12 protein-coding genes are annotated in these 13,430 nt (G+C 73.0%); 10 read left to right on the plus strand and 2 right to left on the minus strand.

Annotation, left to right across the window (positions count from 1 at the left end; genetic code table 11):
* Positions 1 to 15 precede the first annotated feature (15 nt).
* The 5 genes from hutI to OG553_RS20570 all read left to right on the plus strand — a co-directional run bounded on the left by hutI (position 16) and on the right by OG553_RS20570 (position 5,627).
* Positions 16 to 1,191 carry an imidazolonepropionase gene (gene hutI / locus OG553_RS20550; protein WP_405980389.1) on the plus strand — a complete coding sequence of 392 codons (1,176 nt, stop codon included), beginning with the start codon at positions 16 to 18 and terminating at the stop codon, positions 1,189 to 1,191.
* Positions 1,192 to 1,352: 161 nt separating this feature from the next.
* Positions 1,353 to 2,054 carry an LPXTG cell wall anchor domain-containing protein gene (locus tag OG553_RS20555; protein WP_405980390.1) on the plus strand — a complete coding sequence of 234 codons (702 nt, stop codon included), beginning with the start codon at positions 1,353 to 1,355 and terminating at the stop codon, positions 2,052 to 2,054.
* A 14-nt stretch (positions 2,055 to 2,068) separates the two neighbouring features.
* A complete protein-coding gene (locus OG553_RS20560; protein WP_405980391.1) occupies positions 2,069 to 3,145 on the plus strand; it encodes a hypothetical protein in 1,077 nt (358 codons plus the stop codon).
* On the plus strand, positions 3,142 to 4,281 hold the full coding sequence (locus tag OG553_RS20565; protein ID WP_405980392.1) for a neocarzinostatin apoprotein domain-containing protein: 1,140 nt from the start codon (positions 3,142 to 3,144) through the stop codon (positions 4,279 to 4,281). The genes OG553_RS20560 and OG553_RS20565 overlap by 4 nt, the downstream gene beginning before the upstream one ends.
* A complete protein-coding gene (locus OG553_RS20570) occupies positions 4,278 to 5,627 on the plus strand; it encodes a hypothetical protein (protein ID WP_405980393.1) in 1,350 nt (449 codons plus the stop codon). The genes OG553_RS20565 and OG553_RS20570 overlap by 4 nt, the downstream gene beginning before the upstream one ends.
* 78 nt (positions 5,628 to 5,705) lie before the next feature.
* Here the strand turns inward: OG553_RS20570 and OG553_RS20575 are convergent, their stop codons facing one another.
* Complete coding sequence (locus OG553_RS20575) at positions 5,706 to 7,226, minus strand: peptide MFS transporter (RefSeq protein WP_405980394.1); 1,521 nt, start codon at positions 7,224 to 7,226, stop codon at positions 5,706 to 5,708.
* Between the two features lie 471 nt (positions 7,227 to 7,697).
* Here OG553_RS20575 and OG553_RS20580 point away from each other — a divergent pair, with 471 nt between their 5' ends.
* Both OG553_RS20580 and OG553_RS20585 read left to right on the plus strand, forming a co-directional pair.
* Positions 7,698 to 8,375 carry a response regulator transcription factor gene (locus OG553_RS20580; RefSeq protein ID WP_007264490.1) on the plus strand — a complete coding sequence of 226 codons (678 nt, stop codon included), beginning with the start codon at positions 7,698 to 7,700 and terminating at the stop codon, positions 8,373 to 8,375.
* Between the two features lie 10 nt (positions 8,376 to 8,385).
* Positions 8,386 to 9,651 (plus strand): ATP-binding protein, encoded by a 1,266-nt coding sequence (locus OG553_RS20585; RefSeq protein WP_405980395.1) that lies wholly within the window; start codon positions 8,386 to 8,388, stop codon positions 9,649 to 9,651.
* Between the two features lie 10 nt (positions 9,652 to 9,661).
* On the opposite strand, the gene OG553_RS20590 is transcribed toward OG553_RS20585, so the two are convergent.
* Complete coding sequence (locus OG553_RS20590) at positions 9,662 to 10,198, minus strand: GtrA family protein (protein ID WP_405980396.1); 537 nt, start codon at positions 10,196 to 10,198, stop codon at positions 9,662 to 9,664.
* 114 nt (positions 10,199 to 10,312) lie between these two features.
* On the opposite strand from OG553_RS20590, the gene OG553_RS20595 reads away from it, so the two are divergent.
* From OG553_RS20595 to OG553_RS20605, 3 genes are read left to right on the plus strand one after another with little or no spacing between them, the layout of a single operon-like run.
* Positions 10,313 to 11,548 carry a 5-(carboxyamino)imidazole ribonucleotide synthase gene (locus OG553_RS20595; RefSeq protein ID WP_405980397.1) on the plus strand — a complete coding sequence of 412 codons (1,236 nt, stop codon included), beginning with the start codon at positions 10,313 to 10,315 and terminating at the stop codon, positions 11,546 to 11,548.
* Entirely contained in the window at positions 11,545 to 12,072 is a 528-nt protein-coding gene (purE, locus tag OG553_RS20600) for a 5-(carboxyamino)imidazole ribonucleotide mutase (protein ID WP_405980398.1), read from the plus strand. Before OG553_RS20595 ends, purE begins: the two co-directional genes overlap by 4 nt.
* Positions 12,069 to 13,247 carry a dipeptidase gene (locus tag OG553_RS20605; RefSeq protein WP_405980399.1) on the plus strand — a complete coding sequence of 393 codons (1,179 nt, stop codon included), beginning with the start codon at positions 12,069 to 12,071 and terminating at the stop codon, positions 13,245 to 13,247. The genes purE and OG553_RS20605 overlap by 4 nt, the downstream gene beginning before the upstream one ends.
* Positions 13,248 to 13,430: the final 183 nt, after the last annotated feature.

Consider the following 13,430-nt stretch of genomic DNA (forward strand, 5'->3'; position numbering starts at 1 on the left):
TCCCGAGAGGAACCCATGACCACCCTCATCACCAACATCGGCAGCCTCGTCACCAACGACCCCGCCCTCGGCGACGGCTCCCCCCTCGGCCTGATCGAGAACGCGGCCCTCGTCATCGACGGCGACACCGTCGCCTGGACCGGGCCCGCCGCCGGCGCCCCCGCCGCCGACGCGTCCTTCGACGCGCGGGGCCGCGCCGTCATCCCCGGCTTCGTCGACTCGCACAGCCACCTCGTCTTCGCCGGCGACCGCACCGCAGAGTTCAACGCCCGGATGTCCGGCCGCAGCTACTCCGCCGGCGGCATCCGCACCACCGTCGCCGCCACCCGCGCCGCCACCGACGCGGAGCTGGAGGCCAACCTGCTGCGCCACCTCGACGAGGCCCGCCGCCAGGGCACCACCACCTTCGAGACCAAGTCCGGCTACGGCCTCACCGTCGCCGACGAGGCCCGCGCCCTGCGCATCGCCTCCGCGCACACCGAGGAGGTCACCTACCTCGGCGCGCACATCGTCTCCCCCGACTACGCCGACGACCCGGCCGGCTACGTCGACCTCGTCACCGGCGAGATGCTGGAGGCCTGCGCCCCGTACGCCCGCTGGGTGGACGTCTTCTGCGAGAAGGGCGCCTTCGACGGCGACCAGGCCCGCGCCATCCTCACCGCGGGCGCCGCCGCCGGGCTGATCCCGCGCGTCCACGCCAACCAGCTGTCGTACGGCCCCGGCGTGCAGCTCGCGGTCGAGCTGGAGGCGGCCTCCGCCGACCACTGCACCCACCTCACCGACGCCGACGTCGACGCCCTGGTCCAGGCCGCCGGCACCACGGTTGCGACCCTGCTGCCCGGCGCCGAGTTCTCCACCCGCGCCCAGTGGCCCGACGCCCGCAGGCTGCTCGACGCGGGTGCCACCGTCGCCCTGTCCACCGACTGCAACCCCGGGTCCTCGTACACGAGCTCCATGCCGTTCTGCATCGCCCTCGCCGTCCGGGACATGGGCATGACCCCCGACGAGGCCCTGTGGGCCGCCACCGCCGGCGGGGCCCGCGCGCTGCGCCGGACCGACATCGGCCGCCTGTCGCCCGGCGCCCGCGCCGACCTGGCCCTGCTCGACGCCCCGAGCCACGTCCACCTCGCCTACCGGCCGGGCGTCCCGCTCGTCTCCGCCGTCTGGCAGCGGGGGGTCCGCGCCGTCTGAGCGGCGGCGTTCCGGCGCCCGTTCCGGCGGCCGGAACGCCGGCCGCCGAACCGCCCGAAGTGCCACCCGCCCTTTGTCTTCCCTCCGTAGGGTCCCGGGCGTACCTTGTGCCACCAATCTGATGTGTCGTCAGTAACTTGTGGCCCGAGGGGAAGACGAAGGTGTCCGACCGGAAACGCTCCACCGCACTCGCGCCGGCGCTCGCGCTCGCGCTCGCCGGGTCCGCGGTCCTGCTCGCCGCCCCCGCGGCCCACGCCGACGTGGTCGACGTCGAGTACAAGTGCCAGACCCCGATCGGGGACAAGTCGGCGGTCTCGCCCATCGACATCAAGGCCGTGAAGGAGGGCGACGGCTACAAGCTGACGATGTCCTTCCAGAAGGGCGTCTCCTCCAGCCCCATCGAGCTTGGCAAGGGCGCGATGAACCCCAGCGCCGTGATCATGACCGACGGTGCCGAGAAGGTCTCCGTACCGGTCTCCGGGCCGCCCAACCCCGAGGCCGCGCCCGCCAACACCCCCATCAAGATCACCGACCTGTCGGGCACCTACACCCCGAAGAAGAGCGGCAAGGTCACCTTCACCGCGGGCGTCCTCACCATCAAGGCCATGGGGACCACCACCACCTGCACCCCCGGCAACAACCCGAAGCCCTCCCTGGAGACGGAGGTCACCGCCGCGGGCGGCGGAGCCCCGCAGACCGGCGGCGGCGACGGCGGGGGAGGCGGGGACACCCTCCCGCAGACCGGTCCCGCCGACTCCGCGCTCGCCCTCGGCACCCTCGGCGCCACCGTGCTCCTCTCCGGCGCCGCCGGCGTGCTCTGGCTGACCCGGCGGACCCGGCAGCCCCAGCGGACCCGGTCCTGACGGAGCGCCCGCCCGTGCCCCCCGCCCGCGGACGACGCGGCCCCCAGCGGCCCGGCGCCGCACTCCTCGGCGCCGTACTCCTCACCGCCGCCACCCTCTGCGGCACGGCCCCGGCCGCCGCCGACGATCCCGGTACGCCCGGCTGGACCGTCGGGCCGGCCACCGCCCGCCCCGGCTCCGCCCGCCCGTACTTCTACCTCGCGGGCCCCGCCGGCACCGTCCTGGAGGACCGCCTCACCCTCGACAACCCCGGCGACCGCGAGCACACCGTCACCCTGCGCGGGGCCGACGCCCACAACACCCCGGACGGCGCCCTCGCCGTGCGCCCCGCCGCGCCCGGGGCCTCCGGCGCGGGCTCCTGGATCAGCTTCGGCGGCTCCGCCACCGTGAAGCTCCCGCCCCGCACCCGCGCGGTCGTCCCCTTCACCGTCACCGTGCCGCCCGCCGCCACGCCCGGCGACCACCCGGCCGCCGTGGTCGCCGCCGAAACCGGCCGCGAGGCGGGCGTACGGGTCCACCTGCGCGTCGGGGGCCCGGCCGTGGCCGCCCTCACCGTCGAGGACGTATCCGTACGCGGCCACGGCGCGGCCACCGTCGTGGACTACACCCTGGTCAACCGGGGCAACGTGGCCCTCGCCCCGGAGCTCGCCCTGAGCCCCGACGGCACCCTGCACGACCTCCCCGCCCGGCCCGCCCGCGCCCTGCCCGTCGAGCTGCTACCCGGCCAGCGGGCCCGGCTGAGCGAACCCTGGCCCGGCGCGCCCGCCCTCGACCGGGTCGCCCTCACCCTCACCGCCACCGCCCCCGGCGCGGCCCCGGCCACCGCCACGGCCGCGGCCTGGCTGGCCCCCGGCGGCACCGCCGGCCTGGCCGCCGGCACCCTGCTCGCCCTCGGCGGGAGCGCCCTGGCCGCACTGCTCCTCGTACGGGCCCGGCGCGGACGGAGCCCCCGGCGCACCCGGCGCGAGGAGGCGCCGGGTACGCCGGGGAGCCGGCCGGCCGGGGCACCGGCCATCCGCGCACACGAGGACTCGCACGAGCACTCGCACGAGCACTCGCACGAGCACGAGCTGACGGGGGCACCCAGGTGAGCCGCACGGCCGGCGCGAAGACCGCGTCCCCCCTCGGCGCGGCCCTGGCGGCACTCGCCCTGGTGCTGCTCCCGTTGCTCCCGGCGGCCGCCCCGGCCGCGGCGGCAGAGGGAAAGCCCGCCGCGGCGCTCTCCCTCCAGGAGGCGGCCAAGGGCACCGAGATCACGGTCACCGGCACCGGCTGGCGGCCCAAGACCCTGGTCATGCTGCTGGTCTGCGGCCAGAACATGATCGGCGGCACCAACAGCTGCGCCAACGCCGACGGAGCGGCCGTCTCGGTCACCGACGACGGCCGTTTCACCGCCCGGCTGCCGGTCGCGGAGCCGCCCAAGCCCTGCCCCTGCGTGGTCAACGTGACCTCCGTCAACGGGGACCAGTCCACGGTGGCCGTGCCGATCAGGATCACCGGCCACCCGGTGGCCGAGCTGCCCGCCGAGTCCGGCACGGCCCGCCTCGCGATGCTGACGGGGGTCCGGCTGGCGGGCGAGGACGGGGTGCTGACCTGGTTCGGCGCCCCGCCCGGCCGGAAGTTCACCGCCACCGTCGGCAACCTCGGCTCGGCCCCGGTCAAGGACCCCGTCTTCCAGCTCGGCACCGCGCGGGGGGTCTTCGCCCCGGTGTGGGAGGAGGCCCGCTGGAAGGGGACGATCCCGCCCGGCGGCAAGGCGGAGGTCGCGCTGGACGTGGCCCTGCCGGCGGGCGCCCACGGCGACTACACGGTCTCCCTCAAGTACGGGGACACGGTGCTGGCCGCGCAGCCCTGGGGCGTGGACCGCCCGTACGGGGTGCTGCTCTTCTGGGGCCTGCTGCTGGTGGTGATCCCGACGGCGCTCTTCCGGGCGGGCATGGCCGTCGTCGACCGGGTCCGCCCCCGCGCGGCGGGGTCCGCCGGCCGCCACCGGGGCCCGAAGGCCGCCCCGGACCCGGCGGTGGCGGTCACCGCCCGGCTGCCCCGGGTCACGGCCGCGGGCGCCCCTCCCGGGGCGCAGCCGCCGGCCCTGCCGTGGTTCACCCCGCAGCCGCAGCCGCCCGCCCCCGCCCCCGCCCACGCCCCCGACCCCGGGCCGCGGGACGCGGGACCCCCACAGACATCCGCACCGTCCGATCACAGTCCGACGACGAAGGGACCATCGTGAAGACCCAACGGAGGGCGAGCGCGGCCGTGGTCGCGCTGCTGCTCAGCGGCGCGGGTATCGCCGTGGCGGCTTCCCCCGCCCAGGCCGCCGAGGCCACGTTCAAGGTCAAGTGCGTACCGCCGGCCGGCGGCGGCGACCCGGTGGAGGGCGAGACCACCGCCAAGATCACCGCACCGGCCACGGCCAAGGTCGGCGACGAGGTCGACGTGTCGTGGGAGACGGTGAAGCCGGCCTCGAACAACACCGACCTGATGGTGATCCCGAAGGACTCGGTCCAGCCCACGGGCTGGCTCACCGTCGGCGGCGGGGGAGGGGAGGTCAAGGTCGTCGGGGAGAAGAAGAACCCGGAGATCCCGAAGAAGGCCCCCATGGTGATGTCCACCATGAAGGGCAAGCTGAAGCTGACCAAGGCCGGGAAGATCACCGTGACGCCCGGCAAGTACGAGGTCGCGGTGACCTTCTCCTTCGGCACCTTCGTCACCAAGTGCGCCCCGGTGGGCGAGGTGAAGGGCGGGGCGGTCATCGACGTGGCGGACGGCGGCGGCAGCACCGGCGGCTCCACCACCTCGGGCGGCTCCACCGGCTCCACGGGATCCACCGGCTCCACGGGCTCCACGGGATCCACCGGCTCCACGGGCTCGACGGGCTCCACCGGCTCGACGGGCTCGACGGGCTCCACCGGCGGCAGCGGCGGCCAGACCGACTTCCCGGGCAAGGCGGTCGAGGTGGCCTACGACTGCGGCGCGGTCGTCCCGGGCGGCATCAAGACCCCGGTCACCGTCAACGCCAAGAAGAACGCGAGCGGCGCCTTCGACCTCACGGTCAAGACCGCGAAGGGAGCCATGGCCGCCCCCATGGCGCTGCCCGCGGGGGCTCTCAAGCCCTCGATGGCCATCAAGCTCGGCGGCGCCGACAGCGGCACGGTCAAGGTCACCGGTCCGGCCAACGCGGAGCCGATCCCGGACAAGGCCCCGGTCAGCCTCAGCGACATGACGGGCACCTACAAGCCCGGCAAGTCGGGCAAGGTGACGCTGAGCCCCGACCAGCTGACGATCGACGTCACGATGGCCCCGGGCTCCACGCCGATCAACGTGCCGTGCAAGGCGTCCAGCAGCGGCGTCTCCCTGGAGCTGGACACCACCGCCCAGCCGGGCGGCTCCGGCTCCACCTCCGCGGGCTCCGCGGCGGCCTCCGGCAGCTCCGGCGCCGCGGGCGGCCTCGCCGAGACCGGCGCCGACGACGACGGCGGCCTCAAGGCCCTCGCCCTGGTCGCCGGCACCGTCATCCTCCTCGGCGGTGCGGTCTTCACCTTCACCCCGTGGCGCCGCCTGCGCGGCACCCGCTGACGGTCCCTCCCGGACAGCGGAAAGGCCCGGCACACCTTCCGGTGTGCCGGGCCTTTCACCGCTCGCGCGGGGGGAGACTCAGTTCGAGTCGCCCACGAGCGCGTCGACCTTCTTGCGGTACATGTAGATCGCGAGACCGGCGACCACGGCGGCGGCCGCCTGGAAGAGGATCACGCCCACGCCGTTCATCTTCACGTCGGCCAGGCCGAGCAGACCGGTGACGCAGTCACCGGCGGTGACGGCGAGGAACCACACGCCCATCATCTGGGACGAGTACTTCTGCGGCGCCATCTTCGTGGTGACCGACAGGCCGACCGGCGACAGGCACAGCTCGGCGACGGTGTGCATCAGGAAGATCAGCACCAGCCACCACATGGTGACCTTGGTGTCGTTGCCGGCGGTCTGGCTCAGCGGAATGGCGAACACGAAGAACGAGGCGCCGACGATGACCAGAGCCACCGAGAACTTCACGATGGTGCTGGGCTCGCGGTTGCGGCGGGCCAGGAGCAGCCACGCGGCGGCGAAGACCGGGGCCAGAGCCACCACGAAGGCCGGGTTCAGCGACTGGAAGATGACGGTCGGGATCTCCCAGCCGAACAGGCTGCGCTCGGAGTTCTTGTCACCGAACAGCGAGAGGGTCGAGCCGCCCTGGTCGTAGATCATCCAGAAGACGGCGGCGGCCACGAAGAACCAGATGTAGGCGCTCATCTTGCTCTGCTCGCCCGCGGTCAGGTCCTTGTCGCGCTTGATGCGGGCGAGGACGGCGACCGGGATGATCAGACCGGCGATGGTGATCGGGTACAGCGCCCACTTGATCGTGAACATGTCGGCCATGGTCACGGCGGTGTAGAAGACCGCGATGACGGCCACGACCGCGAGGGCCTTGACGATCACGGCCTTGCGCTCGGCCGGGGTCAGCGGGTTCGGGACCAGGCTGCTCTTCGGGTCCAGCGTGCGGCCGGCGAGCAGGAAGACCAGGAGGCCGATGCCCATGCCGACGGCGGCGAGCGCGAAGCCGAGGTGCCAGTTCACGAGCTCGCCGACCATGCCGATGCCGACCGGGGCGAGGAGGGCACCCATGTTGATGCCGATGTAGAAGATCGTGAAGCCGCTGTCACGGCGCGGGTCGTCCACGCCCTTGTACAGGTGGCCGACCATCGTGGAGATGTTGGCCTTCAGCAGACCGGAGCCGACCGCGACCAGCAGCAGACCGACGAAGAACGAGAGCTGGCCGGGCACCGCGAGCGCCACGTGACCGGCCATGATCACGACACCGGCGATGGCGACGGTCTTGCGGGCGCCCCAGACGCGGTCGCCGAACCAGCCGCCGGGCAGGGCCATGAGGTAGACCAGCGCCACGTACACCGAGTAGATGGCGGTGGCAGTCGCCGCGGTGAAGCCGAGGCCTCCGCCCTGGCTGCCGGTCGCGGCGTCGACGCCGCCGGAGACCAAGTACAGAACGAGAAGCGCACGCATGCCGTAGTAGGAGAAGCGCTCCCACATCTCGGTCATGAACAGCGTGGCCAGGCCAACGGGGTGGCCGAGGAAGGTCTTTTCCGGCGCCGGAGTCGCCGAGTCCTTCGTCAGGCTGGAAGCCATGGTCGATCCTTGCTTGCTCGGGACGCTTGGCTTCGTGAGCTGTTCAGCGCCCGGTGGGGGTTGGCCGGCACCGGCGACGGATGTCCCACCCCACGCCCTGGGGTCTCGTGTCCCGCTATGGCGGGGTGATGGGTCAGCCGTAACCGGGATCCACGCCCTGCACGCCTCCTCGCGTGCCGGGCCCGGCCCATAGGTCATTCACTGTCATCTGGGCCGGAACCAACCGACCAGAGCAGAATTTGAGGATCTTGGCTCGGATTTGAGCGCAAATGTCCCCTCGATAGTGCATCGGGCGTTCCGCCACCATACGACAGGGCACCGATGCATATGGAAGGCCTTGAGATATGGATCACAGGATTCCGGGGAACCGATCCATCATGTTCGAAGGCGGGTAGTAGTTAATAACCCCAGTTCGAGAGGGGTGTGCGGGCAAGCGCCTGCTTTCAGCCGCCGCGGACTACCATCACCCACATGACGCGTGTACTGCTCGCCGAGGACGACGCATCCATCTCGGAACCCCTCGCCCGCGCCCTGCGCCGGGAGGGGTACGAGGTCGAGGTCCGGGAGGACGGTCCCACCGCCCTGGACGCCGGACTGCAGGGCGGCGTCGACCTCGTCGTCCTGGACCTGGGCCTGCCCGGGATGGACGGCCTGGAGGTGGCCCGGCGACTGCGCGCCGAGGGCCACGGCTTCCCGATCCTGGTACTGACCGCCCGGGCCGACGAGGTCGACACGGTCGTCGGCCTCGACGCCGGCGCCGACGACTACGTGACCAAGCCCTTCCGCCTCGCCGAGCTGCTGGCCCGCGTACGGGCCCTGCTGCGGCGCGGCGCCACCGAGGCCAGCCAGGCCCCCGCCACCCACGGCGTGCGCATCGACGTCGAGTCGCACCGCGCCTGGATGGGGGAGGAAGAGCTCCAGCTCACCGCCAAGGAGTTCGACCTGCTGCGCGTCCTGGTCCGCGACGCCGGCCGGGTCGTCACCCGCGACCAGCTGATGCGCGAGGTCTGGGACACCACCTGGTGGTCCTCCACCAAGACCCTCGACATGCACATCTCCTGGCTGCGCAAGAAGCTGGGCGACGACGCCGCCAACCCCCGCTACATCGCCACCGTCCGGGGCGTCGGCTTCCGCTTCGAGAAGAGCTGACACCCAGGGCATGCGCCGCCGCCTCATCAACTCCACGCTCGCCGTGGTGCTCGTCGTGATCGCCGTGTTCGGGGTCTCCCTCGTCATCGTGGAGACCCGGACCATCACCAGCAGCGCCCAGGACCGCATCGGCTCCGAGGCGCTGCGGCTGCTCGGCATCGTCGAGGCGGACGCCCTGGAGCACAAGCCCGTCGACGCGGGCGCCATCGCCGAGCAGCTCGACCTCGGCACGTACGCCCGCATCACCATCGCCGGCCGCCCGACGGTCGAGGTCGGCGACCGGATCGAGGACAGCGTCATCCGGGGCACCGCCCGCGGCGAGCAGGGCGTGCTCGTGGTGGTCGAGGAGTCCCGCGCCACCGTCACCAAGGAGGTCGGGCGGACCCTGGCCGTGGTCGGCGCGGTGGCGCTGCTGGCGGTCGTGGCGGCCGTACTGCTCGCCGTCCGCCAGGCCAACCGGCTGGCCTCCCCGCTCACCGACCTCGCCGAGACCGCCGAACGGCTCGGGTCGGGCGACCCGCGGCCCCGGCACAAGCGCTACGGGGTCCCCGAGCTGGACCGCGTCGCCGACGTGCTCGACTCCAGCGCGGAGCGGATCGCCCGCATGCTGACCGCCGAGCGGCGCCTGGCCGCCGACGCCTCCCACCAGCTGCGCACCCCCCTCACCGCCCTGTCGATGCGGCTGGAGGAGATCACGGTCACCGACGACCTGGAGACCGTCCGGGAGGAGGCGACCATCGCCCTCACCCAGGTGGAGCGGCTCACGGACGTGGTCCAGCGGCTGCTGACGAACTCCCGGGACCCCCGGACCGGCTCCGCGGTCCCCTTCGACCTCGACGAGGTCGTCAAGCAGCAGGTGGAGGAGTGGCGGCCGGCCTACCGCAGCGCCGGACGGGCCGTGGTCCGCTCCGGCAAGACCGGCATGCGCGCCGTCGGCACCCCCGGCGCGGTCTCCCAGGTACTGGCGACCCTCGTGGAGAACGCGCTGATGCACGGCGGCGGCACCGTCGCCCTGCGCACCCGCGTGACCGGCAACCAGGCCGTCATCGAGGTCACGGACGAGGGCCCCGGCGTCCCGCCCGACCTCGGCAACCGGATCTTCGAGCGGACCATCAGCGGCCGCAACTCCACCGGCATCGGCCTGGCCGTCGCCCGGGACCTCGCGGAAGCGGACGGCGGCCGTCTGGAACTGCTCCAGAGCCGGCCGCCGGTGTTCGCGCTCTTCCTCAGCCGCACCGCCCCCGAGCGCGCGGAGCCGGAGCGTACGGTCAGGTAGCCGTCGGCCCTCAGCCCTGGTTGGCCGCGGGCTCGGGGGCGCGGGGGGCCGTGGGCGCGTCGTGCCCGTCGCGCTGCTCGACGACCAGCGAGTGCGCGGCCGGGGTGGGCAGCGCCTTGAAGACCCAGGTGCGGTAGGACCAGAAGCGGAACACGGTCGCCACGCCCATGCCGAAGAACTTGAAGACGTTGTTGGCGAGCGAGCTGTCGAAGCCGAGGCCGTACGTGCCGACGTAGAGCACGCCGCTCTCGATGACCATGCCGATGCCGCTGAACAGGACGAAGAGGAGCATCTCGCGGCGCCGGCTGCCCAGGTCGCGGTCACGGTAGGTGAAGTAACGGAACCCCACGTAGTTCGTGATGATCGCGACCACGATGGCTATCACGTTGGCGCGCACCGTCTGCAGGTCGGTCGTGCTGCGCAGCAGGTTGAAGACACCGAAGTTGACCAGGACACCGGCTCCGCCGACGGCCCCGAACTTGACGACCTCCCGGGCCAGACCGCGGAAGCGCTCGGACAGCGGTACGGCCTTCGGCGTGCTGCTCATGTGATGGTTCAGTCCCTGTCCGTCGTCGTCGCCCCGCGGCGGCGCGTCACCCGATTTCGTCAACCCCACCATGCTAAGTGTCCCCCGTGGCGGGAGTCTGCGCCCCGGGACCCCTTGCGACGCACGGCACACGGGGCTCCGGGAGGGCACCGGCGGGTCCGCGCCAGGGTCCCGTCCGAATGGCGGAATACCGGCGGATACCCTGGAGGCGTGACGTTCCCGGTAGTCGGCATGGTCGGCGGCGGTCAGCTCGCCCGCATGACCCACGAGGCGGGTATCCCCCTCGGCATCAGATTCAAGATCCTCAGTGACACCCCACAGGACTCGGCGGCCCAGGTCGTGAGCGACGTCGTCATCGGCGACTATCGCGACCTGGAGACGTTGCGCGCCTTCGCGCGCGGCTGCGACGTGATCACCTTCGATCACGAGCACGTACCCACCGAGCACCTCCGGGCCCTGGAGTCGGACGGCATCCCCGTCCGGCCGGGGCCCGACGCGTTGGTGCACGCCCAGGACAAGGGGGTGATGCGCGCCAAGCTCGACGAGATCGGCGCGCCCAGCCCCCGCCACCGGATCGTGAGCGATCCGGCGGACGTGGCGGCCTTCGCGGAAGAGGTCGGCGGGTTCCCCGTCATCCTCAAGACGGTGCGCGGCGGGTACGACGGCAAGGGCGTGTGGTTCGTCCGCACCCCCGAGGACGCGGAGGCCCCCTTCAAGGCGGGCGTCCCGGTCCTCGCCGAGGAGAAGGTGGACTACGTCCGCGAGCTCGCGGCCAACATCGTCCGCTCCCCGCACGGCCAGGCGGTGGCCTACCCCGTCGTCGAGTCCATCCAGGTGGACGGGGTCTGCGACACGGTGATCGCCCCCGCCCCCAACCTCTCCGAATCCCTCGCGGGCGAGGCCCAGGCCCTGGCCCTGCGCATCGCGCGGGAGCTCGACGTGACCGGCCACCTGGCCGTGGAGCTGTTCGAGACCACCGACGGCCGCATCCTCGTCAACGAGCTGGCCATGCGACCGCACAACAGCGGTCACTGGACCCAGGACGGTGCGGTCACCTCCCAGTTCGCCAACCACGTCCGCGCGGTCCTGGACCTCCCCCTGGGCGACCCGCGCCCCCGGGCCCGCTGGACGGTCATGGCGAACGTGCTCGGCGGGGACTACCCCGACATGTACGCGGGGTACCTGCACTGCATGGCGCACGATCCGCAGGTGAAGATCCACATGTACGGCAAGGACGTGAAACACGGCCGCAAGGTCGGCCACGTCAACACCTACGGCGACGACCTGGACGATGTGCTGGAGCGCGCACGTCACGCAGCCGGCTACCTCAGAGGAACGATCACCGAATGAGCACCTCCCCCGTCGTAGGCATCGTCATGGGCTCGGACTCCGACTGGCCGGTCATGGAGGCCGCCGCCCAGGCCCTGGACGAGTTCGAGATCCCCTACGAGGTCGACGTCGTCTCCGCCCACCGCATGCCGCGCGAGATGGTGGCGTACGGCGAGCAGGCTGCCGACCGGGGCCTGAAGGCGATCATCGCGGGCGCGGGCGGGGCCGCCCACCTGCCCGGGATGCTGGCCTCCGTCACCCCGCTGCCCGTCATCGGCGTGCCGGTCCCGCTGAAGTACCTCGACGGCATGGACTCGCTGCTGTCGATCGTCCAGATGCCCGCCGGGGTCCCCGTGGCCACCGTCTCCGTCGCCGGGGCGCGCAACGCGGGCCTGCTGGCCGTACGCATGCTGGCCGCGCACGACGCGGAGCTGCTCGGCCGGATGCGCGACTTCCAGCAGGAGCTGAACGACCAGGCCACCGAGAAGGGCAAGCGGCTGCGCACGAAGGTCGCGGGCTCGGAGTCCTTCGGGTTCGGCAAGTGAGCGCGGCGGACCTGCTGGCGCAGGCCCGGGAGCTGCTCACCGAGTACCCGGTCGTCGACGGGCACAACGACCTGCCCTGGGCGCTGCGCGAGCAGGTCCGCTACGACCTCGACCGGCGGGACATCGCCGGCGACCAGTCGGGCCACCTGCACACCGACCTCCCCCGGCTGCGGGCCGGCGGGGTCGGCGCCCAGTTCTGGTCCGTGTACGTGCGCTCCGACTACAGCGGCGACGAGGCGGTCAGCGCCACCCTGGAGCAGATCGACGCCGTCGACCAGCTGATCACCCGTTACCCGGGGTCGCTGGTGCGCGCGCTGACGGCGGACGACATGGAGGCGGCCCGCGCCGAGGGCCGGATCGCCTCGCTGATGGGCGCCGAGGGCGGCCACTCCATCAACAACTCGCTCGCCACCCTGCGCGCCCTGCACCAGCTGGGCGTGCGGTACATGACGCTCACCCACAACGACACCATCGACTGGGCGGACTCGGCGACCGACGAGGCCCGGCACGGCGGCCTCACCGGCTTCGGCCACGAGGTCGTGCGCGAGATGAACCGCATCGGCATGCTCGTGGACCTCTCGCACGTCGCCGCGACGACGATGCGCGACGCCCTCGACACCTCGCGGGCGCCGGTGATCTTCTCGCACTCCTCGGCGCGCGCGGTCTGCGACCACCCGCGCAACGTCCCCGACGACGTGCTGGAGCGGCTGCCCGGCAACGGCGGGGTGGCGATGGCCACCTTCGTGCCCAAGTTCATCCTGCCCGCCGCCGTCGAGTGGACCCTCGCGGCGGACGAGAACCTGCGCGCGCACGGCTTCCACCACCTCGACACCACTCCCGGGGCGATGGCCCTGCACCGGGAGTTCGAGGCGGCCCGCCCGCGCCCGGTGGCCACCGCCGCCACCGTCGCCGACCACCTGGACCACATGCGCGAGGCGGCCGGCGTCGACCACATCGGCATCGGCGGCGACTTCGACGGCACCGCGTTCACCCCGGCCGGGCTGGACGACGTGTCGGGCTACCCGAACCTGATCGCGGAACTGATCGGGCGCGGCTGGTCCCGGGCCGACCTGGCGAAGCTGACCTGGTCCAACGCGGTACGGGTGCTGCGCGACGCGGAGTCGACGGCCCGGGAACTCTCGGCCACCCGGGGCCCGTCCAACGCCCGCCCCTGACGCCCCGCCACCCGGGAGCCGGCCCCACCCGTCCCCCGGCCGGGCCGGGCCCGGCTTGACCGGGGTCCGGTTGGGACCGGCTCCCGGCCCGTGGCCCGGCCCGCTCCCGGCTCGGACCGGACCCCGGGCAGCCCGCAGGCCCGCCGAGGCCCGGCCCCCGGCCTGCGGCCCCTGCCCCCCCGC

It is taken from the genome of Streptomyces sp. NBC_00158, from assembly GCF_045160885.1.
Taxonomy (GTDB): Bacteria; Actinomycetota; Actinomycetes; order Streptomycetales; family Streptomycetaceae; genus Streptomyces.